A 24,969-nucleotide genomic window follows, 5' to 3' on the forward strand; every position below is an offset into this window, starting at 1 on the left:
CGCGATCCACCAGCGAAACGCCGCTCTACGTTGTGAGAACCCCACAAAGGGTCGATGTGCCGTGGGCCACATGCGCCTGAGGGGGCCCGAAGGCCCCCTCAGTATGGACCAGCAGTGTTCAGCTGGGCTCCACCACGCCTGGGTCATTGTTCGACCGGGGTTCAACCTCCGCAGTGGAAGCGGGCGTTGCCCCAGTCGGCGTGGTCGTTGCCGTTGCCGTCACCGCCGTCGTCGACGACCAGCTCGACGTACCGCGCTCCGGTGACGTCGGCGGTGAGCTTCCAGGCCGGGTCGGCGGCCCCCAGGACCGGTGACTTCACCTTCTCCGTCCCGTCGGCGGTGACGGAGAACCGCACGCTGCCGCGCGTGGCCTGGACGTCGTCCACCCCGACCTCGGCGGTGAAGGAGGTGCACTTCCCGCCCAGGTAGTAGCGGATCTTCGCCGGGGCGTGGGTGCCGATCCCCTTGGCGTACGCGACGCCGCCGATGCTCAGCGGCCTGCCGTCGCCGGTCCCGGTCTCCCCGTTGGACTGATCGCGCTCCACGGGTCCCCAGCCGTTCTGGGAGGCCGTCCAGTCCAGGTCGCTCGCCCAGCTGTCCTGCGTGGGCGGCGGCGGCAGGGTGCGTACGGAGGTCTGCGCGCCGAGCGTGCGCGGGGAGCCCTGGACGGCGTACGTGGCTTCCGCGCCCAGCTGGTACGTCTTGTAGGCGGCGTCCACCGGCGGGGTGACCCGCCAGCTGCCGGTGACCTTCGCGCCCGGGGCGACGGAGTCGAAGGCGACCGGGCCGACCGCCTCGGCCTGCCACCCCTCGGGCACGGTCAGCGCCAGCTTCACGCCGGTGGCGGCGCTCGCTTCGTCGTTGCCGAAGGTGGCCTTCACGGTGTTCGGGGCGCCCGGCTCCAAGGTCTCGGTGTCGGCGGCGACACCGAGCGTCCCGCAGACCGCCTCCTGCCCGGCGGGGGCGGGCCCGAGGTCGGTCACGGTGAACCCGTCGAGCACGAAGTCCGCGCCCTCGGGGGCTCCGGCCCGCTTCCGCAGCCCGGTCCAGGTGTCACCGCAGCCCGCGGTGAGGGTCTGGGTGAAGCGGCCGGTGGTGCGCTGCTGCCCGATGGGGGTGGTGCGGGTCTCGGTGGAGGTGGCCTTGCCGTCGGCGACCCGGTCGTAGCCGTCGACCCAGCTGTAGGCGCCGGCGTGGCTGGACTGGTAGTCGAAGGCGACCTGGTAGCGGTGGCCGTCCTGCATCGGGACGGTCCAGGGGGCGGTGCGGTAGACGAGCCCGGTGTTCTCCTCGTGGGACTTGAGGGACTCCTTCTCCCCGAGCACGTCGTCGATCAGCTTCCCGTTCCAGCCGGACTGCGTGTACGCGGCGTTCAGCTGGGAGATGTGGGTGCGGGGGTCGGTGGAGCCGCCCGCGTTGCCCTTGAGGAAGGGGCCCCAGCCCTGGTCGACCGCCTCGAAGTCCTCGTACACGAGGGTGCCGGGCCGGGTGGCCGGGGCGTTCTCGACGATCCGTACGTCATCGGCGCGGACCGTCGCCGGGGAGCCCGCCGCCGCCTCGATGCGCAGGGTGGTGCGGCCGTTCGCCGGGGCGGTGAAGGTGACCTTGGCGCGCTGGAAGCGGGTGCCGTGCCAGTCGGAGGCGGCGACGAAGTCCTCGGCCGTGGAGCGTTCGACGGCCACGGACTTCCCGCCCGCGCTCAGCACCGTACGGCGGGACTGGCCGGACTCCACCTCGATCAGGGCGGAGGCGGTGTACCGCTTGCCGGGCTTGAGGCCGGTGACGGGCTGGGAGAGGGCGGCCGTGGCGGTGCCGGAGAGGGCGGCGCTGTTGCGGCCCTGGCCGTCGGTGTCCCGTACGGCCGTTCCGGTCTTCGTCCAGCTCTTCAGCGTACGGTCGTTGAAGCCGGGGTCCTTGAGGGGTGTGCCCTGGCCCCAGTCGGCCGTGGCTGCCCGGGGCGCCTGGCTCGGGTAGAGGACGTAGGGCTGTCCGGCGGTGGCGGTCAGCGTGATCCTGCCGTTCACCGGGCGGACCTTGGCGGTCTTCTCGCGGCCGTTGTCGGTCAGTTCGTAGACCGTGTAGGGGCCCTTGCCGGGCACCTCCCAGGTGCTGGTGCCGCCGGTCTCGCTGTAGTGGTAGAGCTTCTTCCCGCCGTTCCACGGCAGCAGGTAGTCCGTGCCGCTGAGCACCTTGCGGCCCTGGTCGTAGAAGGTCCGCTTCCCGTCCTCGACCGTGCCGCGCACACCGCCGGTGAAGGTGAGGTCGTTGCCGTCCCAGCGGGTGATCTTCTGCTGCTGGAGGTACTTGGCGGGGAGGTTCTTCTGCCAGATGTTGGCGGTGAAGGCGTTCCAGTCGGTCTCGCCGGTCCACCCCTCGAAGTCCTCCAGGACGCTCTGGCCGAGGACCGGGTGGTTGTTCCAGATGTCCTTCTCGCCGTTGCGGATGAACCGGATGATCTGCGAGTTGAGGCCCTTGTTGGTGGCCCCGCCGTAGTTGAGGTCGTTCGCCCAGTGCGACCAGAGCGAGGCGCGCTCGAACTTGTCGGCCCACTCGGTGCCGACGGTCCAGCCCTGCTTCTGCACGGACTGGATGGTCTTGTCGGCGATCCAGCCGTGGGAGTAGTAGACGTCGATGTAGAGGAAGCTGAGGTTGCGGTCCGTCTCGTTCCGCAGTTGCTGGAAGCGCTTGGCCAGGTCGCCGCTGTTGATGTCGCGGCGCTGGTCGATGTAGTAGCTCTGGTTGAGCCAGTTCCAGCCGGGCTTGGCCTTGTCGACGAGCTGCTCGCTGAAGGCCTTGGCCTCCGGGTAGGACTCGGTGGCGTTGACGTGGACGCCGAAGGTGGCGCCCCACTTCTTGCCCTGCTTGAGGAGGGTGTTGAGGTCCTTGAGCCCGCCGGCCCGCTTGTTGTAGTTGCCGCCGTAGTCCGGGTGGGCGGAGTCATGGCCCTCGGAGCCGTACCCCTTGAGGACGGCGAGCTGGCCGAGGCCGTCGGTGGCCTGCGAGATCCGCTTGACGTCGTCGAGGGTGCGCAGGAAGGGGTGGGTGGCCTGGCTGGCGAAGTTGAACGGGATGTGGGTGACGACCCGGTCGGCGGTCTCCTCGCTGCCGGGGGCGGTGATGCCGATGGAGCGGAAGGCGATGGCCCCGTCCTGCCAGTCGACGGCCCGGTCCCCGTTGGCGTCCGGGGTGATGACGACCTTGGCCCAGGGCAGGTTCTCGCCGCTCTCCGGCGTCTGTGCGCCCTCGCCCCGGTAGGTCCACTGGCCGGAGCTGACGCCGACCCGGACGCCGCTGCCGTCGGCCTCGGTGCGGGCCTGGCGCCAGAGGCGGGAGTCGTCGCCGCCGGTGGGGCCTGAGGGCTTGTCGTAGGAGGAGTTGGACTCGACGGCGGCGGCGAGGGAGGAGGTGTTGAGGATCGCGTAGGTGGCGCCGGCGGGGGCGGGGTCGGGCTTGGTGGCGGCGGTGACCTTGGCGAAGACATCGGCGGTACGGGTGGAGTCCGGGTCCAGCGTGGTGAACGCGGTGGCGGCGCCGGGTTCGGTGGAGCCGACGGAGATCAGGTCGTGGCCGGGGATGTCGATGGTCCCCACCCGGAAGGCGGCGGTGTCGCGGACGGCGGTCACCTTGAAGGTGGTGGTCCGGCCGGAGACGGTGAGCGAGGCGTCGATCTCCACGCCGGGCAGGCCGGGGAAGGTGAGGGTGTAGCGGGCGGAGGAGCCGTTGACCTTCGGCGCGGCCTTGAGCTTCACCGGGCGGGCGGTGCCGTTGAGGGTGACGGCGGTGACCGGCCGCGTACTGCCGAGGAGCTGCTTGCCCCCGGCCCGGTCGGTGTACGAGAGGACGCGCGGGAAGTCGTCGGCCACGGCGACGGTGAGCTGGGACGAGCCGATGGTGACGGAGCCGCTGGACTTCGCCGCCCCGGCCGGTGGGGCGGAGGACGGGTCGGCGGCGGCTGCGGCGGGGAGGGCGGTCCCCACGAGCGCCAGGACGGCGGCTGAGGCGACGGCGACCAGGCCGGCGGAGGGGAATCTTGGCGACATGGCCCCTGAGTAGCCGTCGTGTCGGGACACCGTCAACGCATGTCGGTGCCAGGGGCCGTCTCCGTCCAACAACCGTGTTCCGTAAGTCCAAGTGGCCCGGGCACCGACCACGACCGGCTTCCCGTTCACCTCTTGGCCGCTGCCGCCTCCGTACGGTCACGGTTCGCACCCGCTCGGTTCCGGCAAGTACCGCTTCCGGGCGTCGAGTTGTGAGGACCCGGAATTTTTGAGAGCGCTCTCAGCCATAAGTCTTGACGGCCGCTCCACCCCTGGCGAGAGTGGTGCGCACTCCCGCAGACACCCCCACTGTCCGGTCTCTCCCCACCCCGCCCACGACCTGACCCCACGACCCGTCTGCGGCCCCCACACACTCGGGAGTTCCCTCGTGATTTCACGCCGAATGTTCCTGACCGGCGCCGCCGCCTCGGCCGCCGCGCTGACGTACCCCGCCTGGGGCACCGCCCTCAGCCCGCGCGCCTCGGCCGCGCCCGCCACCTGCGAAATCGCCCTGGAGAACAAGTCGTTGCCGGGCACGGTGCACGCGTACGTCACCGGCCATGAGCTGGGCACCGACCGCTGGGTGCTGCTCCGGCCGAACGGCGAGGTCTACCGCCCCGACTCCCCCGGCGCCCCGCAGACCCCGCTCCCGGTGGACTGCGCGATCCCGCTCAACGGCGCGGGCGCGGCCCCGGTGGTGCTGACCCTGCCGCAGATGTACGGGGCGCGGGTCTACTTCGTCCGGGACGACAAGCTGGACTTCTTCCTCAACCCGGGCCCCTCGCTGGTGGAGCCCGCCTTCGCGACGCCGACGGACCCGAACTACGGGCGGACCTGGGCGTTCGCCGAGTTCACGTTCAACACCGAGCAGCTGTACTCCAACATCAGTTACGTGGACCTGATCACCGCCCTCCCGATCGGCATCACGCTGGAGGGCGACGGCACCCATGTGGTGGCCCCCCACCCCGAGGGTGCGGCGGAGCGGATCGCCGAGGACCTCATCGCCCAGGCGGCCGCCGACGGGCAGCCGTGGGACAAGCTGATCACCCGGGGCGACGACGGCAAGGTGCTGCGGGTCATCTCGCCGCAGAACATCATGGCGCCGTACTTCGACCGGCCCGCCGAGATGCCGTTCCGGGACCTGTTCGCCGCCCAGATCGACGAGGTCTGGGAGAAGTACCGCTCCGAGGACCTGCGGATCGACCTCCAGGGCGGCCGGGGAACACTGGCGGGCCGGGTCAGCGGTGACGTGCTCACCTTCGAGGGCGGGCACACGTTCACCAAGCCGGAGTCGAAGGACATCTTCACCTGCAACCACGGGCCGTTCACGAACAACCCGGGTGACTCCGACGACAAGAAGGCGATCCTGGCGCGGCTGGCGGCGGGCTTCAACCGGTCGATCATGCTGAGCCACCCGAGCCAGCCGAACGGCACGTCGGTGTCGGACTACTACAAGACGCCGGTGACCAACCACTGGTCCCGCGTGGTCCACGCCAACAGCCCGATCGGCTACGCGTTCCCGTACGACGACGTCCGCCCGGACGGCGAGCCGGACGTCTCGGGCGCGGCGCACGACGGGAACCCGCGCCGCTTCACGGTGAGCGTGGGGGCCTGACGGCCGTCGCGACCAGCAGGTGAGTGCCCTCCGCCGGACCCGGCCGGCGGAGGGCACTCGTCTGTCCGCACGCGGTCTCCAGGGAGACGGCCTTCGGGGAAGCGGCCCTCAGGAAGGCGACACACCATCAATTCATACTATTCGCGGCATCCTTGACATTCCTTCCAGCGTCCCGGAACCGTTTCGTATGCGAAAGAACATCCGTGGCCGAAAGGCCGGACTCCCCCGCCGCACACTCGCGGCACTCGCCGCCGCCTTCCTGCTGGCGGCGCCCGCCACCGCCCACGCCACCGCACCCCCGCCGCCCACCGCGGCCCAGGGCCTGCGGGCCTTCCAGCAGAGTTACGGCCTCGCCCCCACCGGCCAGGTGGACCCCGCGACGGCCCACCTCCTCAAGACGGCCCCGGACAGCGAGCTGCGCGCCGCCTTCGCCGACCCGTCCGACCTCGGCCCGGAACAGCTCGCGCACGCGCGTACGGTCATCGGCGTCGGGAAGGGGGCGGACATCGCGGAGCAGGGCCAGGTGATCGCCCTGATGACGGCCATGCAGGAGTCGAAGTTCGTCAACTACACGACCCCGGTGGACCACGACTCGCTCGGGATCTTCCAGCAGCGCCCGAGCATGGGCTGGGGCACGGCGAAGCAGATCACCCACGTCCCGACCGCGTCGAAGTCCTTCTACGGGCTGCCGTCGCCGACCAGTAATCCGGGGCTGCTCCAGATCGAGGGCTGGGAGTCGATGGAGCCGGGCAAGGCGTGCCAGGCGGTGCAGCGGTCGGCGCACCCGGACCGATACGCGCAGTGGGAGCGGTTCGCCCGGGATCTGCTGGAGCGGGAGGGGCCGACGGTGGATCCGGTCGACTGAGCCGGTACGGATGTGGGCCGCCCTCTCCTGCCAGGGCGGCCCACACGGCGACACCCGACACTGGCTCTCCGATGCGAGGAAAGGTTGAAACTTGAACAAGATGGAGCTACAGTCAAACTCGTTGAAGGTTGAACAACACCGACGACAGCACCGCTCGCACACGTCCCCCGAGGAGGAGCCATGGCTCTGTTCACCCGCAAGTCGACCGCCGCCACCCCGACCACCGTCGCCGAGGCCCCCGCGGTGGACCCGGCACTGGCCGCCCTGACCGGCGTCTACACCATCGACCCGGCCCACAGCAGCATCGGCTTCACCGTGCGGCACGCGATGGTCACCAACGTGCGCGGCTCCTTCGGCGAGCACGAGGGCACCCTGACCCTGGACGGCACCGACCCGGCGAACTCCTCCGCCGCCATCGACGTGAAGATCGCGAGCGTCGACACCGGCATCGCCGACCGCGACGGCCACCTGGTCAGCGGCGACTTCTTCGACGCCGAGAAATTCCCCCTGATGACGTTCCGCTCGACGCGCGCCGAGCAGCTCGGCGGCGAGGCGTACCGGGTCACCGGCGACCTGACCATCAAGGACGTCACGCGCCCGCTCTCCATCGACCTGGAGTTCAACGGCTCCGCCACCGACGTCTACGGCAACGAGCGCGTCGGCTTCGAGGGCAGCGCGGACATCCTGCGCTCCGACTGGGGCCTGACCTGGAACGCTGCGCTGGAGACCGGCGGGGTCATGGTCAGCGACAAGGTCAAGCTGAACTTCGACATCTCCGCGATCAAGGCGGCGGCGCCGCAGGCGTGACCACCCGCGTGACCCCTGGCCGCACGGGGCGGCCGTAGAGTCGGGAAAGCGGCCGAAGCCAGTTGCGTTGGCTTCGGCCGCTTCTCCATGCCGCGTGGTCGCGGCACCCGTCAGGTCAGGCGGCGCCGCAGCCACCAGGCGCAGAACCCGGCGAGCAGGCCGGCCAAGGCCAGGAAGAGGCCCGTCTCGATCCACTGGAAGGCCCAGTAGCGGTCGGCCGGCTGGTACGCCACCTCCACACGCAGGTCCGATGCGGCGAAGCAGCCCATCGGATCGATCTCGCGCAGGGCACACCCCTCGGCTCCACGGGCCTCCTGCCCCTCCGCGTCGCGCACCGGGGCGGCCCCGGACGTCACCCACGTACCGGCCTTCATCAGGCCCACCGTCACCTGCGCCATCTCCCCGTCGCCCGAGAGCATGACCTGCTGGGCGCTCCACTCTCCCCCGCCGTCCCGGTCCGACGGCAGGCCACCGAGCGAGCTGAGGGCGACCTCCGTGCGCTCCGGGGTCATGAAGTGCGGGCGGATCACGTACGGCACGAGGATCTGGACCGCGACGAACAGCACGAGCGTGGCGGCCATCGCCGGGACCGTCCTGCGGATCACCAGCCCGGCGGCGGCCCCGGCCGTGAAGGCGAAGGCCGCGTAGGCGAGGGGGACGATGCCCCGGCCGTCGAAGACCAGGGGGGTGAAGCGGTCGCTGTTGACCTGGTCCAGCGGCGACGCCCACCAGGTCACCAGGGCGCTGAGCAGCCCCGTGACGGCCAGCACGACCGAGCCCACGGCGGCGAGCTTCACGGCGAGCCAGCGGGTGCGGCTGATGCTCTGGTTCCAGATCAGGCGGTGGGTGCCGGTCTCCAGCTCCCGGGCGATCAGGGGCGCGCCCCAGAAGATGCCCATGAGCCCTGGGACGGCGATCACCAGGCTGGTGACGAAGTACGAGAGGACGTCGTACTGCGTGACGAACGCGTTCCTCGCCGCCTCGCAGTCGCTCCCGCAGCCGCCGACGGTGCTGTCGTAGGTGTCCCGCATCTGGAGGCCGGTGATCAGGAGTGCCGCCGCGACCACGGCGAGTGCGGCCAGCGCCACGACCGCCTGGACGCGGCACTGACGCCAGGTGAGCCAGATCATCGCTGTGCCTCCTGTGCGGACCGGTGGGCGGGGGTGGTCCTGCCCTCGGCCATGTACGTGAGGACCAGGTCCTCCAGGTCGAGGGGGTCCAGGACCCAGGCGGGGTCGTGGACGGGGGTGTCGGCCCGCACGATGAAGGTGCTCTGCCGTTCGGTGTGCGTGGCCCGCAGGACCTGGAGCCCCGCCGGCAGGCTGTCCGCCTCGCGGCGGGCGGTGGTGAGGCGGAAGTGGCTGCCGAGCAGGTCGTCGACGTCCCCGGCGATCTGGACCCGGGAGGCGACCAGGGATATGAGGTGGTCGCAGACCCGTTCCAGGTCGGATACCAGGTGCGAGGAGAGGATGACGGAGGTGCCGTGCTCGGCGACGTACTCCATGAGTCCCTGGAGGAACTCGCGCCGGGCCAGCGGGTCCAGGGCGGCGACGGGCTCGTCCAGGATCAGCAGGTCGGGGCGTTTGGAGACGGCCAGCGTCAGGGCGACCTGGGCCCGCTGACCGCCCGACAGCCGGCCGACCCGCTGGGCGGGGTCCAGGCCGATCTCCTCGATCCGCGCCGCGGCGAGCTTCGCGTCCCAGGCCGGGTTGAGGCGGGCCCCGAGCTTCAGGTGGTCGGCGACGGAGAGCTGGGCGTACGTGGGGGTGTCCTGGGCGACGAATCCGACCCGGGCGAGCTGTGCCGCGCCGGAGCCGGGGCGTCCGCCGAGCACCTCGATGGTGCCGGAGGTCGGGGTGATCAGCCCGCACGCGAGCTGTAACAGGGTCGACTTCCCGGCCCCGTTGGGCCCGACCAGGCCGACGACGCGCCCGGGCGGCACGCTGAGGGTGCAGTCCGCGAGGGCCTGGCGGCGGCCGTACCGCTTGCCCAGGCCTCGGGCTTCCAGAATGACGGTCATCGCGTGGTCATTGCTCCTTTTCGGTGGAGGGGGGTTCGGCAGGCGTACGGAAAGTGGTCAGGAACAGGGCCTCGATGCTCTCCTCGTCCAGCCCCGCGCTCCGGGCCCGCTCCAGCCAGCGGGCGAGCTCCTGCCGCAGGGGCTCGTGCTCGGAGAGCGACGCGTCGCTGAGGGTGCTGGACACGAAGGTGCCCACCCCGGGCTTCTTGCTGACCAGGCCCTCGTACTCCAGCTCGCGGTAGGCCTTGAGCACGGTGTTGGGGTTGATCGCCACCTTGGCCGCGACCTCCTTGACCGTGGGGAGCCGATCCCCCTCGAACAGCAGGCCGAGCCGCATGGCTCGCCGCACCTGGTGGACGAGTTGCAGGTACGGCGAGACGCCGGACCGGGCGTCGAGGTGAAACTCGATCACCGTCTCCTCTATTCATCTAGGTTGCTAGCACTATAGGACTGTAGCGTCTGTGCGTCTGTCAACACCCGTCGCTCGCCGGGCTGTTGGATTCCAGCGCTCACCCCGCCAGCGGCTCAAGGCGCCCGGCGGTGGCACCTCACAGGCCGATCTGACCCTGGCCGACGGCAAGCACCTCCGCCTCCAGCTGGCCCGCGAGCACGGCGGGTGGTGGGGGTACGCGCTGGCTCCCGCCGGCCGATTCGGGGGCGTAGGCGAAAAAGCGGCGCGCCCCGCACCCGGGAGATCACGGGTGCGGGGCGCGCTGTCGTAGGTGGGAGCACAGGCGTACGGGCCTGTCATGCCCGCGCGTACGGAGGTTACTTCTTGACCTTCTCCGCGAAGAGCGGCACGACCTTCTCCAGGGCGTACGAGACGGAGAGCACGGAGTCCGTGGCGAACGCCTGCGAGATGATCTGGTCCTCGAAGATCAGCGCGTTCCCGGCCTTCACCGACGGGACCGCCTTGTACAGCGGGTCGTTGCTGATGTCCGTGGCGGGGATGCCGATCGGGGTCATCACCGTGAGGTCGGCGTCCAGGAGTTCGAGGTTCTCCTTGGAGATGGAGACGGAGAAGCCCTCGCCGGCCTTGGCCTCGACGGCCGGGCTGTTCTTGAAGCCGAGGCGCTCGACGAAGTCGACCCGGCCGGTACCGCCGACGTACGCGCCGTAGCCCTCGGAGGTGCGCGAGCCGAGCACGATCGTGGCGTCCTTGAACTCGGGGTGCGCCTTCGCCGCCGCCTCGAACTTCTTCTCGGTCTCCGCGATCAGCTCCTTGCCCTTCTCGGGCACGCCCATCGCGGCGGCGATCATCGTGGTCTGCTGCTCCCACGAGATCTTGTACTGGTCGCCGTCCTTGGGCACGCCGACGGTCGGGGCGATCTTCTTCAGGGTGTCGTACCGGGTCTGGTCACCGCTGGACTTGGTATCCAGGATGAGGTCCGGCTGGAGGGAGGCGATCTTCTCGAACTCCGGCTCCATCGTGCCGATGAGCTCGGGGGCCTTGTCGTACATGCCCTTCGCCCACGGGCCGACGCCCTCGCCGCCGAACGGCAGCCAGTCGCTCGCCCCGACCGGCTGGCCGCCGAGCGCGAGCACGGTCTCGGCGTCGCCCCAGCCGAGCGCGACGATCCGCTTGGGCTGCTTGTCGACGGTGACCTCGCCGAACTTCGTCGCGACCTTGGCGGGGAAGGCGCCTTCGGAGGCGGCGGGGGACGCTGAGCCGGACGTGTCGGAGGAGGAGTCGTCCGACGCACCGCAGGCGGAGACGCCGACGAGGAGGGCGGCGACGGCACCGGCCATCAGGACGGGGGTGCGGCGGGGGCGCCGGGAAGCGGAGGGGTTCATGCCCTTTAGGTTAGCCTCACCTAATGACAACGGTGCCATCGGGTGGGCCGTAGGGTTTCAGGCCGCCGGGTTCTTCACATGGTGGCGGCCCAGCGGTACCACCATCGGGGTGGCCGACGCCGGGTCCTCGATCACCGAGCAGCGCATCCCGAAGACCTCGCCGACCAGCTCCTCCGTCACGATGTCGACGGGCCGCCCCTCGGCCAGGATCCGCCCGGCCTTCATGGCGATCATGTGGTCCGCGTACCGGCAGGCCAGGTTCAGATCGTGCAGGACGGCGACCATCGTGACGCCGCGCTCGCGGTTGAGGTCGGTGAGCAGGTCGAGGACGTCGAGCTGGTGGCTGGCGTCCAGGAACGTCGTCGGCTCGTCCAGCAGCAGGATGTCCGTACGCTGCGCCAGCGCCATCGCGATCCACACCCGCTGGCGCTGCCCGCCCGAGAGCTCGTCCACCGGCCGGTCCGCCAGCTCCAGGACGTCGGTGGAGAGCAGCGCCTGTGCGACCGCCTCGTCGTCCTCGGCGCCCCAGCGGCGGAACCAGCCCTGGTGCGGGTAGCGGCCGCGGCCGACCAGGTCGGAGACGGTGATGCCCTCGGGCGCGGTGGGGCTCTGCGGCAGGATGCCGAGGACGGCGGCGACCTCCTTGGTCGGCATCTCCTGGATGGACCGGCCGTTCAGGAGCACCGCCCCGGCGGAGGGCGCGAGCAGCCGGGCCATGGCCCGCAGCAGGGTCGATTTGCCGCAGGCGTTGGGGCCGACGATGACCGTGATGCGCCCGGGCGGGACGGTGACGCTCAGGCCGGGGACGATCTCCCGGTCGCCGTAGCCGAGCCGGACGTCCCGGGCTTGAAGAGTGTGCTCAGCCACGACCGGGCCACGCCTTTCGTCATCCTTCTGGACTGTCTGCTTCGTCATCTCAGCCGCCACTCCCCACGCGGTTGGCGCGGGCCAGGAGCAGGAGCAGGTACGGCGCGCCGATGATGCTGGTGACCACGCCCACCGGCAGCTGGACGGAGGGCAGCATGTGCTGGGCCGCGAAGTCGGCGACGAGGACCAGCAGCGCGCCGGTCAGGGCCGCGTGGGGCAGGGCGGCGCCCCGGCCCGGGACCAGGCGGCGCGCGATCGGCGCGGCGACGAAGGCCACGAACCCGACGGGCCCGGCCGCCGCCGTGGCGACCCCCGCCAGCGCCGTGGCGCACCCGAGCAGGGCGAGCCGGCTCGGCTCCACCTTCGTACCGAGTCCGGCGGCGGCGTCGTCCCCGAGCTGGAGGGGCCGCAGGGCGTGCGCGGCGACGGCGGTGAGCGGGACGAGGAGGGCGAGCGCCCCGAGGATCGGCCAGAACTGGCCCCAGGAGCGCCCGTTGAGGCTGCCCGCGAGCCAGCGGAAGGCCTCCTGGGCGTCGGTGACGTCGGAGCGGGCCATCACGTACCAGACGACGCTGGAGAGCCCCATGCCGACGCCGATCCCGACGAGGACGAGCCGCTGCCCGGCGACGCCCTGCCGCCAGGCGAGCACGTAGATCGCGGCCCCGGCGGCGACCGCACCGGCCAGCGCGCTCGCGGAGAGGGCGAGCCCGCTGACCTGGAAGAGGAGGGAAGCGGTGACGGCGACGGCGCTGGCTCCGGCGCTGATGCCGATGAGGTCGGGGCTGGCGAGCGGGTTGCGCAGCACGGTCTGGAAGACGCCGCCGGAGAGCCCGAACGCGGTGCCGACGAGGACCGCGAGGAGGGCGCGGGGCAGCCGCAGCTCCAGCACGACGAACTGCGAGCCGCCGTCACCGCCGCCGAGGAGGGTCTCGACGACCTTGCCGATCGGCATGACCATGTCGCCGACGCTGAGCGAGAGGCCGAAGACGGCGACCACGGCGACGAGCAGGGCGGTGGCGACGGTGACGGAGCGGCGGCGCCCCCGTCCGCGTACGGCGTTGACGTGCCGTACGGCATCGGCGAGCCGGTCCGCGCCTGCGTCCTTGGCGACGAGGCTCACAGTTCCACCAGCTTCCTGCGCCGGACCAGCCAGATGAAGGGGATGCAGCCGATCGCGGCGGTGATCACGCCGACCTGCACCTCGCCGGGCGGGGCGATCACCCGGCCGATGATGTCGGCGACGAGCAGCATGATCGGGGCGAGCACCATGCTGTACGGGAGCACCCAGCGGTAGTCAGGCCCGGTGATGAGGCGGGCGGCGTGCGGGACGGCGAGGCCGACGAAGCCGATGGGCCCGGCGACGACGGTGGCGGCGCCGCAGAGCACGACCACGGCACCGGCGGAGACCATGCGGGCGACCCCGACCCGCTGGCCGAGGCCGCGCGCGAGGTCGTCGCCGAGGGAGAGGGCGTTGAGCTGCGGCCCGAGGGCGAGGGCGAGGACGGCCCCGACGAGGATGAACGGGGAGACCTGCCAGAGCACCTCGGAGGGGCGGGCGGTCAGCGCCCCGAGCTGCCAGAACCGGAACTGGTCGTAGCTCCCACGGTCCTGGAGCAGGATCGCGCTGGTGACCGAGGTGAGGACGGCGCTGGTCGCGGCGCCCGCGAGGGCCAGCTTGACCGGCGTCGCGCCCTCCCGGCCGAGCGAGCCGACCCCGTAGACGAGGAGGGCGGCGAGCAGCGCGCCGAGGAAGCCGAACCAGATGAACTGGGTGGCGACGGTGAAGCCGAGCAGCGTGATGGAGCAGACGACGGCGACGGAGGCGCCGGCGTTGATGCCGAGGAGCTGGGGGTCGGCGAGGGGGTTACGGGCGACGCCCTGCATGACGGTCCCCGCGAGGCCGAGCGCCGCACCGGCGAGCAGCCCGGCGACGGTCCGCGGGATGCGGACCTCCTGGATGACGAGCTGGGCCTTGACGGTGAGGTCGGGGTCGAAGACGCCGGGGAGGACGTCGCGGAACGGCACGTCCCCGGAGCCGACGGCGAGGCTCGCCACGACGACGAGGACCAGCACACCGAGGGCGGCCAGGAGCCCGAGGGCGAGGACGGGCCGGCTGCGCCTGGCCCGCGCTTCCTTCGTGCCGCCGCCCGCCGGTTTCTCCTTCGCCAGGAGGGTCGAGCCGCTCACGGCCCGGCCACCGGGACGGCGGCGACCGGAATACGGTTGTGCACGGTGTCTCACCCTTGCTCATCGGCGCGTTCGGGCAGGGGGCGCCCCGGCGCGCGGCCGTCCGCACCCGGGCACCCCGAAGAAGGCAGGACAGGGGGCCCAAAGTAAGGTCACCCTAACAGCGCCGGTCCGCCCCCACACCGCCGCACCCCACGAGCCCGGAGCGCTTCCTTGCCGTACGCCGCCGACCCCGACGCCGCCCCCTCGCCCTACGGCCCCTCTTCCGGCCCGCTGGCCGGGGCCGTACCCCTGGGCTCGGCGGAGGAGCTGCGCGAGATCCTGGGCACCCCGCACCCGATCGTGATCGACAAGGTCCACGACCGGCTCACCGAGGACGACCTGGACCTGCTGGCCCGCTCCCCGTTCTGCGCGGTCTCCACGTCCGACGCCGCCGGCAACTGCGACGTCACCCCGCGCGGCGACGGCCCCGGCTTCACCCACGTCCTGGACCCCGGCACCCTGGCCCTCCCCGACCGCCCGGGCAACCGCAGGGCGGACAGCTTCCACAACATCCTGTCCAACCCGCACGTGGGCCTGCTCTACCTGATACCCGGCGCGATGGACGTCCTCCGCGTCAACGGCCGCGCCCGCATCCTGACGGACGCCCCGTTCTTCGACGCGATGATGCTGAAGGGCCAGCGCCCGAAGCTCGCTCTGGTCGTCGAGATCGACGAGATCTTCCGCCACTGCTCGAACGCGCTGCGCCGGTCGGGGGTGTGGGCGCCTCAGACGTGGGAGGGGTCCGGCGACGGGCCCGCTCCGGCCTGACGGCCACGCGTCCGGCTGACGGCGCCGGACGGCAACCAACCGTCGTACCGGGCCGTCGTACCGGACCGCACGCCAGGTCGTCATGTCGGGCCGCACCGCGCGGACAGCGCAAGGCCCGGTCCACGGCGGCAGCGCGCGGACCGGGCCGGACGAGGCGGGTCGCCTCGGTGGTCCTTCTTACGAGAGGGCCTTCATGGGCTGCCACCCGCCGGTGCCCACGACCTCCGGAGCGCCGACGAGACCGGTCCTGCGGCCCGGGATGAACTCGAGGCCCGCCGTGGCGTTGGCCGTGGTGGTCCACAGGTCCGGCACACCGTCGCCGTTCGAGTCGCCGGAGGCCGTGATCAAGGGCCTGGCGGCGGTCGTCCAGCCGGTGGCGTACGCGGTGCGGTTGGCGTCGGAGGCCAGGGACGCGGGGTCGGTGCCTCCGTCCGGGATGCCGTCGCCGTCGGCATCGCCGTTGCTCCGCCCGTGGTAGAGCCACACCGCCCCGTTGGCGGTGTCGCGGACCACCAGGTCGGCGAAGCCGTCGCCGTCCACGTCGCCCGGCGATGCCAGCTGTCGGTTGCTCCAGCCGGCGGACCCGATCGGGTAGCCCGGCTGGATCGTGCCGCCGGTGTACCCCGGCAGGAACCAGAGCTGGTCACCGATGACCGCGACGAAGTCGGGGTTGGACGACTCCTCACCGGTCGACACGTCCCCGACCGACACGATCTGCTTGATGGTCTTCGGATCCAGGGCCACCTCGGTCTCCGGGTCCGCGAAGAAGTAGACCTCCTGGCGGGTGTCGTCGGTGAACTGCCCCAGCCCGTCGTTGGGGTAGAGCCAGAGCTTGCCGTCGGGCTTCCGTGCGACCAGGTCCTCGTAGTAGTCCTCGGTCCAGTCGCCCCGGTGGGTCAGCAGGGCGCCGCTCCAGTCGGCGGCGGAGTTCTGCAGCACCATGGGCTCGACCCGGCCGTTGCCGGTGCCGGCGTACATCCTCAGCTGGCTCGACCCATCGACGGCGAACATGTCCGGCAGGCCGTCGCCGTTGACGTCTCCCGGCCTGTCCACGACACCGGGGCTCTTCGCGTAGAACTTGTACGGGAGGACCGGGCCGGCGTTCTTGCCCGCGTCGAACGCCTGGACGTACAGCGTGTGCGGGCCCGGGGTGAGCGGGGTGATCCTGACCGAGACGCTTCCGCCCGCGGCGGCCGGCTTCACGGAGTTGGCGGGCGGCGTGCGGTCCAGGCCCCACCGGTACTCGACGATGTCCTTCTCACCCCCCGCTCCGAGGATGAACTCGCCTTCGGTACGCGCCAGGGCGCCCTCTTCGCCCTCGGGGAAGAGGCCGCCCACCGAGGTCACGGTCGGCAGCGCGGAAGGGGCGGTCGGGTCGAACCCGAAGCGGCAGCCGGGGGCTCCCTGCGTCGGTGTCCAGTCGGAGGCGAAATTCGCGTCCGCGACGTCCTCGACCTGGGCCTTCCAGGAGAACTGGCCGTTGCTCGCGCCCTTGTGCTGGTTCAGCAGGGCCTTGGGGACGACGATGCGGGCCTGCACGCCCTTGGAGTCCTTCGCCAGGACGGTCTTGCGGACCTTCTTGTCGAAGATGATCCCCGGAGACACGTCGTGCTTGCCGGTCGCCCAGAGGTGGAACTGCACGTTGACGTCGCCGCCGTCCGGGTCCCAGACCTGGGCGGTCAGGGTCACGTCGGTGTTGCCGAGGGTGACGAATCCGCTGCCGTTGCCGCATTCGTTGGAACCGACCTTGGTGCTGGGCGACGTGTCCAGCGCCCAGGGCGCCTTGGGCAGCCGGTTGAAGTCCACGATCAGCTTGGCGTCCGGCTTGAACTTCTTCCAGCTGTACGGGTCCCTGGCGTCCTCCGAGCTCTGCGGCGCGCGCAGCCCGAAGGTGATGTTCGTCCACTTGCCCGCCGCGGCCTTGACCGCCGCGTCCTTGGCGGTGAAGTCCACGGGCTTGTCGGAGCACCCGACGTTCTCGTTGCCGTGGGCGTAGTCCCGGCGGTCCTGGCGGGTGGACTGGGCGGGCTGCTTGTTCCAGGTGGTGGCGGAGGAGATGCCCCCGGTCAGATACAGCTCGACCGGCTTGGGGGTGCAGGACCAGGAGTGGGTCTGGGTGATCTGGAACTGCGCGTCCACGACCTTCACGCCGGCCAGGAACGTGGAGTCGACGCGGAAGTACGAACGGGCGGTTCCCCCCGTCGAGGACTCGTACCCGACGCGCGCCTCTCCGGTGGTTCCCCCGCTCCAGCCGGTGCCGTTCCAGTAGCTGTCGTTGGGGTGCGGCTTGTAGGCGATGGTCCACGCCTGGCGGTTGCCGGTCATCCGGGGATCGATGTAGACCGGGAACGTGGTCTCCGGCGAGTTGAGCAGCGCCTGGTCGGGCTTGAGGGTCAGCCGCTCCGCGGAGACCTCGACCTCGACGGTGCTGCTGTTCGTGCCGGGCGTCAGGTCGGTCGGGGTCTCGGCCGTCGCGACGGTCCTGACGGCGCTCCGGGCGCCGGACCGCGCGGGAGCGGCGGCCGTCGTGCCGGAGGAGTCCCACATCCGGGCGGTGGAGGTGGCGAACACCGTCTGACCGGCCGGGTTCAGCGCGGTGAGCGTGCCCGCCGCGGGGTCCTGCTTCATGGTGAGACCGTCCGCCCGCAGCCCGAAGTCGAGCTCGGCGAGGTCGGGGTTGTCCGCGGCTTCGGCGGTCTTGACGATGAGGGCCTGGCTGAAGCCGTCGACGCTCGCGGCGACGGCGAGATCGACCCCGGGCAGCACCTCGGGGTAGGTCGCGGTCGAGCCGTCGAGCACCGGGGCCGGCAGCGGTTGTGGCCAGCTGAGGGAGAGATCGCGGCCCTGGTCGGTCAGCGTGACCAGCGGTCCGCTGCCGCCTGCGGAGAAGGTCACCTTCCCGGCCGCCGCCTTCGGGGCGACGCGGCCGGCGACCTCGGTCAGGGTGGTGTCGATCGGCGTCCATACGCCTTCACGCTTGACCCGTACCGGAACGGTGTGCTGTGTGCGGCGGAGGTTTCCGTTCGGCAGGGCGTAGGTCTCGCTGGTGCTGGACCGCTCGGCCGTCAATTCGACCGGCTCTCCGGTGAGTTTCGCTCGTGCGAAGGCGTTTTCCTCGGCACTGGCGGCCTTGGAGACCGACCCGCGCTCCGACTGCCCGGCTGCGGATGCGGCGGTGACGCCGATGGGCGCGAGGCCCAATGAGCTGCCGGCCACCACTGCGGCCAGCGCTATTCGGACAGCACGGAGCGTCGGTCTCTTTCTCACCGTGGATATGTGTGGCATGAGCAAAGCCCCCCAGGACTCCCTGATCAACTGCAATGTCGGGCGAAGAGTACACGTCGGGGGAGGGCGAACTTTGCGGAAGGTTGACCAATCACGGCCATTCTCTGGGTTGTCTCTTGACTTGCAGTCAACTTGAGCCTCCCCCTAATGTCACCCCGTTCGTGTGATCCGTAACGTAAGGTAAGGAAGACTGGTGCGGGAACTACTCCAGCATTTGCGCTATTTGGGGCACTGGCACAGATCCGTGTCTTTGGTGACCTCACTGGTGCTGCTGATCACCTTTGTGCCGAACGATCCCGCCGTAGCGGGCACCGGCAAGGCCCGGCTGGCCGAGCTGGAGCGGGAACGCTCCGTTCCGGGCCGCGACTTCACGGCCGAGCGCCCCCGCGTCAAGAACGACGCCGCCAAGGACTGGATACCCTCCGCCGCCGCTCCCCCCGTGGGCGACTTCACCGTCCAGGTGACGCCTCAGGGCGGTACGGCCGGCGCACCGGCGGCCCGCAAGTCCCTCGCCGCGGCCCCCGAGAAGGACCTCGGCTCGCAGGCTCCCGCCTTCGACGACCTGCCCGTGAAGCTGCGGCAGGTCTCCACGAAGCAGGCCGCGAAGGCCCGTACCACCGCCGCCGTGACGGAGACCCCGGCGCAGGCGGGTACGGCGGCCGAGATCGAGATCAAGAACGGTGCCACCGCCCGGAAGGCGGGCGTCGAAGGGCTCCTGTTCACCGTGGCCCCCGCGCGGACCGAAACGGCCCCGGCGGCGTCGGGAGCCGTCGAGGTCGAGCTGGACTACGCGTCGGTCAAGGACGTCTACGGCGGCGACTGGGGCTCACGCCTGCGCCTGGTCCAGCTTCCCGCGTGTGCGCTGACCACGCCGGAGAAGTCCGAGTGCCGGTCCCGTGCCGAGCTGGGCGGCTCCAACGACGCGGCGGCGCAGACCGTCACCGCCACCGTCGATCTCCGGCAGCCGAAGGCCGCCCGCGCTGCGGCCCCGATGGTGCTGGCCGCCTCGGCCGCCGCGTCGGGCCCCGGGGGCAGCCACGAGGCCACCTCGCTGTCGCCGACCGGCTCGTGGATGGCGGGCAGCTCCTCCGGTGGCTTCGCCTGGTCCTACCCGGTGGAGGCTCCCGAGGTCCCCGGCGGCCCGCAGCCCGAGATCGCGCTGTCGTACTCCTCGCAGAGTGTGGACGGCCGTACGGCCTCCACCAACAGCCAGTCCTCCTGGATCGCGGAGGGCTGGGACTACGAACCCGGCTTCATCGAGCGGCGCTTCCGCTCCTGCTCCGACGACAAGGGCAAGGTCGACGGGAAGGCCCCGAACAACAGCGGCGAGACCGCCGACCTGTGCTGGGGCTCCGACCACGTGGTGATGTCGCTCGGCGGCTCCTCCACCGAACTGGTCAAGAAGGACGGCACGGAGAACGGCAAGGAGGAGTGGCGTCCGGCCGACGACGACGGCAGCAAGCTGGAGCGCAAGACCGGTGCGGACAACGGCGCCAAGGACGGTGAGTACTGGGTCCTCACCGGCACCGACGGTGTGCAGTACCACTTCGGCCTCGACAAGCTGCCCGGCGCGACCACTCAGCGCACCAACTCCGCGCTGACCGTGCCGGTGTTCGGCAACCACCCCGACGAGCCCTGCCACGCCTCCACCTTCGCGGCCTCCGACTGCGCCCAGGCCTACCGCTGGAACCTGGACTACGTCACCGATCCCCTCGGTGACGCCATGACCCTGTGGTGGAACAAGGACATCAACTACTACGGCCAGCACATGAAGGCCGACCAGCAGATCTCCTACACCCGCGCGGCCCACCTGGCCCGGATCGACTACGGACAGCGCGCGAGCGACCTGTTCGGCCGGCTGCCGGCCGGGCGGGTCAACTTCACCACCACCGAGCGCTGCATCCCCTCCACGGGCTTCGACTGCGCCGTGAGCAAGCGGACCGCCGCCAACGCCAAGCACTGGCCCGACACTCCCCTCGACCAGGAGTGCGCCTCCGGGGCGAAGTGCACGGACAAGTACTCACCCACGTTCTGGTCGACCAAGCGCCTGGTCAAGATCGGCACCCAGGTCCTGTCCGGCTCGGCCCTCACCGACGTCGACTCCTGGGACCTGGAGCAGAAGTTCCCGCCCACCGGTGACGGTTCGTCCCCGGCCCTGTGGCTGGAGTCCATCACCCGTACCGGTCACGGTGCCGGAGGCAGTGCCGCCATGCCGAAGGTGACCTTCGCTGGCACGCAGATGGACAACCGGGTCGACGGCGTCGAGGGCCTGCCACCGTTCTCCCGGCTGCGCGTCCACGCCATCGACACCGAGACCGGCGGACGCATCGGCGTCACCTACTCGCCGCGCGAGTGCCAGGTGCTGGCACCGCGGAAGATGCCCGCGTCGCCGGAGAGCAACACGCTGCGCTGCTACCCGCAGTACTGGACGCCGAAGGGCGCCCTGAATCCGCTCCAGGACTGGTTCCACAAGTACGTCGTCGAGCAGGTCCGCGAGGACGACCTGGTCACCGACGCACCGGACAAGGTCACCTCGTACGAGTACCTGGGCTCGCCCGCCTGGGCCTACGACGACGGGGAGTTCACCGAGAACAAGCAGCGCACGTGGTCGCAGTACCGCGGCTACGAGCGGGTGCGCACCCGTCTGGGCGCGGGCGACGAGGTCAAGCAGCTCACCGAGGACCGCTACTTCCGCGGTATGCACGGTGACAAGATGCCCACCGGCACGCGCACCGCGGCGGTCGTGGACTCCCGCGGTGGCAGCGCTCCCGACCTCGGGCACCTCCAGGGCCAGCCGCGTGAGCACATCGAGTACGCCTCCGACGGCGGCCCGGTCGACTCCTCGGTCCTGACCACCGCCTGGGCGGTCCGCACGGCCACCCGGGCCAGGCCCGGCACCACCGCGCTGGAGGCGTGGATGGCGCGCCCGGAGACCGTCTCGACCCGTGAGCGGGTCAAGGGCGAGACCTGGCGCACCTCCACCGAGACCACCACGTACGACGCCTACGGGCTGCCGCGCCAGGTGGACGAGACGTCGCCGGGCGGCAAACGCAGGTGCACGGTCACCTCGTACGCCCGCAACACCGCTCTGCACCTGCTGGAGTCGGAGTCCCGCGAACTGACCACCCTGGGCGCCTGCGGCACCAGCGGCGCCAAGGTCGTCGAGGACAACCGCACGCTCTACGACAACCTCGCCTTCGGGGCCGCTCCGGTCAAGGGTCTGCCGACCGAGGTGCAGGAGCTCAACGCGAAGGGCGACGGTTACATCACCGTCGACAGGACCGCGTACGACATCCACGGCCGTGAGACGGAGAGCTGGGACGCCGAGAACCGCAGGACCTCGGTCGTCAACACGCCGCTCACCCATGCCCGCCCGGTCAAGACGGTCACGACCGACCCGCTCGGCCACACCGAGACCACGGAGTTCGACGCCGTCCGCGGCCTGCCGGTCAAGGAGTCGGACGCCAACGACAAGTCGGCGACCATGCAGTACGACCCGCTGGGCCGACTGCTGAAGGTCTGGGAGATCGACCGGAATCCGGCCACCCAGACCCCGACGGCGACCTACGACTACGCCATCCGTCGCGAAGGCCCCACGGTCGTCACCAGCCGGACGCTCAAGGACAACGGCGAGTACGCCGTCTCCTACGAGATCATGGACGGCCTGCTGCGTGAGCGGCAGACCCAGGACGAGGCGGTGGACGGTCCGGGGCGGATCGTCAAGGACACGTTCTACGACTCGGCCGGCCGCGAGTGGAAGACCAACGACGGCTACTTCCACTCCGCGGAGCCGGAGGCAAAGCTCCTGGAGGTCGGTGACAACGAGGTCCCCTCGCAGAACCGCACCACGTTCGACGGCATGGGCGAGCCGGTCGCGGAGATCACCTACCACCGGGGCAACGAGAAGTTCCGTACCAGCACCGAGCGCGACGGTGACGTCTCCACGGCCGTTCCGCCGAAGGGCGACACCGTCACCGCGACCTTCACCGACGCCGAGGGCCGTACCGAGCGCGTCAGGGAGTACACGAACACCGAGCGCACGACGTGGCGTGACACCGACTACGAGTACGACGACTTCGACAACGTCGTGAAGGTCACCGCCCCGGGTGGAGCGGTGACCCGTTTCGAGTACGACGGGCGCGGGCGACAGGTCTCGCTGACCGACCCTGACGGCGGCAAGACCGTCCTCGCCTACGACGACGCGGACAACGTCGTCTCGACGACCGACCCGCGTAACAACGTCCTGGTCACCACCCGCGACGCCGGCGGCCGACCGACCTCGCTGCGAGTGGGCAGCGAGACCGGTCCCAAGCGGATCGAGTGGACCTACGACACGCTCGGCAAGGGTCTGCCCACGGCGGCCATCCGTTTCGAGAACGGCCGCGAGTACCGCGAGGAGGTCACGGCCTACGACAGCGCGTACCGCGTCAAGACGACCAAGACCGTCATCCCGGCGGAGGAGACCGGGCTGGGCGGCACCTACGAGTACAAGTACGGCTACACCCCCACCGGCAGTCTGGCCTTCGTCCAGCCGCCCGGCGTGGGCGGACTCGTGGGCGAGACGATCGTCTTCCGGTACAACTCGGACGACCTTCCCATCTCGATCGGCGGCACGGCGTCCTACCTCAACGACGTCAAGTACTCGGCGTTCGGTGAGGTCCTGCGCACGGACGCGGGAGTCGCGGGCAGGAAGGTCTACGGGACCCACCTGTACGACGAGTTCACCCGCCGCCTCACCGAGTCCAGCTTCGACCGGTCGGTGAGCCCGGGCCACATCGGCGCCACGCGGTACGCGTACGACGATGCCGGGAACGTCACCCGGATCAAGGACACCCCGGGCGCGGCCGCGCCGGACAGCGGCAAGACTGACACTCAGTGCTTCGTCTACAACCAGCTCCGGCAGATGACGTCGGCCTGGACGGCGAAGGACGACTGCCAGGCTCCCGCGTCCAAGGACACCGTCGGGGGGCCGGACCCCTACTGGCAGACGTACGCCTTCGACGAGGCGGGCAACCGCAAGCAGCTCGTCGACAAGGACACCACCGGCGACACCGCCAAGGACGTCACCCGAACGTACACCTACGGCAAGCCCGGCGTCGGCGGCCCCAACGCCCTCGCCGATGTCACGTCGACGGGTCCCGGTGGCACCCGGGTCCAGTCCTTCGGCTACGACGAGGCCGGCAACACCACGAGCCGGCAGCACAACGGGGTCACGCAGACCCTGGAGTGGAACGTCGAGGGGGATCTCGCCTCGGTGTCCGAGCCGTCGGGGAGCGGCGTCAAGAAGACGTCCTACCTCTACGGGGCGGATGGCGGGCGGCTGATCCGCTCGGCTTCCGACGGCAGCAAGACGCTCTACCTGGGTGAGGCGGAGCTGAAGGTCAGTGCCGACGGCACGACCAAGACGGCCGAGCGCTTCTACCCTCACCCCGACGGCTCCACCACGGTGCGCTCCACGGGTGGTGGGCGGCAGCTCGTGCTGGCCGACCACCACGGTTCGTCGAACACCTCTGTCGACATGGCGGGCGTCGGGATGAGTGTCACCCGCCGCAAGCTGATGCCGTTCGGTGAGAACCGGGGAGCCCAGCCGTCGACCTGGCCGGGGTCTCGCGGCTTCGTGGGCGGCACGGTCGACGAGGACACCGGCCTCACCCGGCTCGGTGCTCGCGACTACGACCCCGTGACCGGGCGGTTCCTCGCCATCGACCCGCTGGTCGACTACGGCGAGCCCGCCACCATCAACCCCTACGCCTACAGCAACAACGCCCCGGCGACGTTCTCCGACGCCAGCGGACTGTTCTGGCCCGTGGTGGTCGTGATCGGGCTCCGCGCGCTGCAGATCGCAGCTCGCAAGGCCGCCCAGCGGCGGCTGGCGCAGGAGGCTCTCCGCAAGAAGCTCGCAGAGCAGGCGCGGAAGAAGTTGGCGGCAAAGAAGCGGGCCGAGGCGGAGGCCCGCAAGCGCGCCAAGGCGAAGGCGGACCGCGAAGCCGCGGAGAGGCGCGCGGCTCAGAAGCGCGCTGCGGCGAAGAAGGCGGCCGAGAAGCGAGCTGCGGAGAAGCGGGCGGCCCAACGCCGGTCGGCGGCCCAGGCCAAGATCAGGTCTCAGCGCGCGGCCGCCAAACGAGAGGCGGCCAAGCGGGCGTCGGCTCGCCGGGCGGCGGCACGGCCCAAGCCGAGGTCGCAGCCGCGGAGCCAGCCCAGGCCCAGGATCAAGCCCTCCCAGGCGAAGAAGCCGGCACAGAAGACGGTGCGCAAGGCGGCCCGGGAGACGAAGTCCGAGGCCAAGGAACAGGCCGGGGAGGCTGCCCAAGAGAAGACCGCGGAGTGGAGCGAGGGACAGGAGGACCCCGCTTCAGCGGCCCGCTACGCACGTGACCTGCAGGGTCACGAGGACAAGGGCAAGCACCCCGCCTACACTGGTGGTTTCGATCCCAGTGATCCCAGCCGCGTCTTCATCGGCTGTTCGTCCAACCCCACCAACTGCGCGGAAGAGGACGTGGAGAGACAGGTGGGCAGAGGCCCGGCCGCTGTCGTCTTCACCAAGGCGTTCGGATGGCGTGCCAAGAAGTGGGTGGAGATCCCCATCTGCGTGAGGTGCCAGGCCCGCTACAAGCGCAGTCAGTTCCCGCCCGACGCCACCTACGACAAGGGCGGGGCATGGTCGCAGTGATCAACGAGAACA

The 24,969-nt window shown here is 70.8% G+C and carries 14 protein-coding genes; 5 read left to right on the forward strand and 9 right to left on the reverse strand.

Translation table 11 applies throughout. From position 1 onward, the window contains the following. Positions 1-161 precede the first annotated feature (161 nt). Positions 162-4,040 (reverse strand): endo-alpha-N-acetylgalactosaminidase family protein, encoded by a 3,879-nt coding sequence (locus R2B67_RS08515; RefSeq protein ID WP_317817168.1) that lies wholly within the window; start codon positions 4,038-4,040, stop codon positions 162-164. Between the two features lie 400 nt (positions 4,041-4,440). On the opposite strand from R2B67_RS08515, the gene R2B67_RS08520 reads away from it, so the two are divergent. The 3 genes from R2B67_RS08520 to R2B67_RS08530 all read left to right on the forward strand — a co-directional run bounded on the left by R2B67_RS08520 (position 4,441) and on the right by R2B67_RS08530 (position 7,324). Beyond that, a complete protein-coding gene (locus R2B67_RS08520; protein ID WP_317824801.1) occupies positions 4,441-5,652 on the forward strand; it encodes a glycoside hydrolase family 64 protein in 1,212 nt (403 codons plus the stop codon). A gap of 187 nt (positions 5,653-5,839) precedes the next feature. Beyond that, entirely contained in the window at positions 5,840-6,517 is a 678-nt protein-coding gene (locus R2B67_RS08525; protein WP_317817169.1) for a peptidoglycan-binding domain-containing protein, read from the forward strand. Positions 6,518-6,697: 180 nt separating this feature from the next. Beyond that, positions 6,698-7,324, forward strand: a complete 627-nt coding sequence (locus tag R2B67_RS08530) for a YceI family protein (RefSeq protein ID WP_030574777.1) — start codon at positions 6,698-6,700, stop codon at positions 7,322-7,324. 110 nt (positions 7,325-7,434) lie between these two features. On the opposite strand, the gene R2B67_RS08535 is transcribed toward R2B67_RS08530, so the two are convergent. The 7 genes from R2B67_RS08535 to R2B67_RS08565 form a co-directional block, all read right to left on the reverse strand. After that, entirely contained in the window at positions 7,435-8,454 is a 1,020-nt protein-coding gene (locus R2B67_RS08535; RefSeq protein ID WP_317817170.1) for an ABC-2 membrane transporter-related protein, read from the reverse strand. After that, entirely contained in the window at positions 8,451-9,344 is an 894-nt protein-coding gene (locus tag R2B67_RS08540; protein WP_317817171.1) for an ABC transporter ATP-binding protein, read from the reverse strand. The genes R2B67_RS08535 and R2B67_RS08540 overlap by 4 nt, the downstream gene beginning before the upstream one ends. Positions 9,345-9,351: 7 nt before the next feature. Beyond that, on the reverse strand, positions 9,352-9,756 hold the full coding sequence (locus R2B67_RS08545) for a GntR family transcriptional regulator (protein WP_317817172.1): 405 nt from the start codon (positions 9,754-9,756) through the stop codon (positions 9,352-9,354). 356 nt (positions 9,757-10,112) lie between these two features. Then, on the reverse strand, positions 10,113-11,138 hold the full coding sequence (locus R2B67_RS08550; protein WP_317817173.1) for an iron-siderophore ABC transporter substrate-binding protein: 1,026 nt from the start codon (positions 11,136-11,138) through the stop codon (positions 10,113-10,115). Between the two features lie 57 nt (positions 11,139-11,195). After that, a complete protein-coding gene (locus R2B67_RS08555) occupies positions 11,196-12,053 on the reverse strand; it encodes an ABC transporter ATP-binding protein (RefSeq protein WP_317817174.1) in 858 nt (285 codons plus the stop codon). A 1-nt stretch (position 12,054) separates the two neighbouring features. Next, positions 12,055-13,125, reverse strand: a complete 1,071-nt coding sequence (locus tag R2B67_RS08560) for a FecCD family ABC transporter permease (protein WP_317817175.1) — start codon at positions 13,123-13,125, stop codon at positions 12,055-12,057. Continuing rightward, positions 13,122-14,192: a FecCD family ABC transporter permease gene (locus R2B67_RS08565; RefSeq protein WP_317817176.1), complete on the reverse strand. Its 1,071-nt coding sequence runs from the start codon at positions 14,190-14,192 to the stop codon at positions 13,122-13,124. Before R2B67_RS08565 ends, R2B67_RS08560 begins: the two co-directional genes overlap by 4 nt. Before the next feature lie 213 nt (positions 14,193-14,405). Between R2B67_RS08565 and R2B67_RS08570 the strand changes: the two genes are divergently transcribed. After that, positions 14,406-15,002 (forward strand): MSMEG_1061 family FMN-dependent PPOX-type flavoprotein, encoded by a 597-nt coding sequence (locus R2B67_RS08570; protein WP_317817177.1) that lies wholly within the window; start codon positions 14,406-14,408, stop codon positions 15,000-15,002. Positions 15,003-15,179: 177 nt separating this feature from the next. On the opposite strand, the gene R2B67_RS08575 is transcribed toward R2B67_RS08570, so the two are convergent. Continuing rightward, a complete protein-coding gene (locus R2B67_RS08575; protein WP_317817178.1) occupies positions 15,180-18,269 on the reverse strand; it encodes a VCBS repeat-containing protein in 3,090 nt (1,029 codons plus the stop codon). Between the two features lie 271 nt (positions 18,270-18,540). Between R2B67_RS08575 and R2B67_RS08580 the strand changes: the two genes are divergently transcribed. After that, positions 18,541-24,957 (forward strand): RHS repeat-associated core domain-containing protein, encoded by a 6,417-nt coding sequence (locus tag R2B67_RS08580; RefSeq protein WP_317817179.1) that lies wholly within the window; start codon positions 18,541-18,543, stop codon positions 24,955-24,957. The last annotated feature ends 12 nt before the right edge of the window (positions 24,958-24,969 follow it).

The sequence above is a fragment of the Streptomyces cyaneofuscatus genome, assembly GCF_033109485.1.
Taxonomy (GTDB): Bacteria; Actinomycetota; Actinomycetes; order Streptomycetales; family Streptomycetaceae; genus Streptomyces; species Streptomyces cyaneofuscatus.

Excerpts from the sequence above, each read along its gene's own strand:
- R2B67_RS08515 (WP_317817168.1), bottom strand. The coding sequence starts at position 4,040 with ATGTCGCCAAGATTCCCCTCCGCCGGCCTGGTCGCCGTCGCCTCAGCC.
- R2B67_RS08520 (WP_317824801.1), top strand. The coding sequence starts at position 4,441 with ATGTTCCTGACCGGCGCCGCCGCCTCGGCCGCCGCGCTGACGTACCCC.
- R2B67_RS08525 (WP_317817169.1), top strand. The coding sequence starts at position 5,840 with ATGCGAAAGAACATCCGTGGCCGAAAGGCCGGACTCCCCCGCCGCACA.
- R2B67_RS08530 (WP_030574777.1), top strand. The coding sequence starts at position 6,698 with ATGGCTCTGTTCACCCGCAAGTCGACCGCCGCCACCCCGACCACCGTC.
- R2B67_RS08535 (WP_317817170.1), bottom strand. The coding sequence starts at position 8,454 with ATGATCTGGCTCACCTGGCGTCAGTGCCGCGTCCAGGCGGTCGTGGCG.
- R2B67_RS08540 (WP_317817171.1), bottom strand. The coding sequence starts at position 9,344 with ATGACCGTCATTCTGGAAGCCCGAGGCCTGGGCAAGCGGTACGGCCGC.
- R2B67_RS08550 (WP_317817173.1), bottom strand. The coding sequence starts at position 11,138 with ATGAACCCCTCCGCTTCCCGGCGCCCCCGCCGCACCCCCGTCCTGATG.
- R2B67_RS08555 (WP_317817174.1), bottom strand. The coding sequence starts at position 12,053 with ATGACGAAGCAGACAGTCCAGAAGGATGACGAAAGGCGTGGCCCGGTC.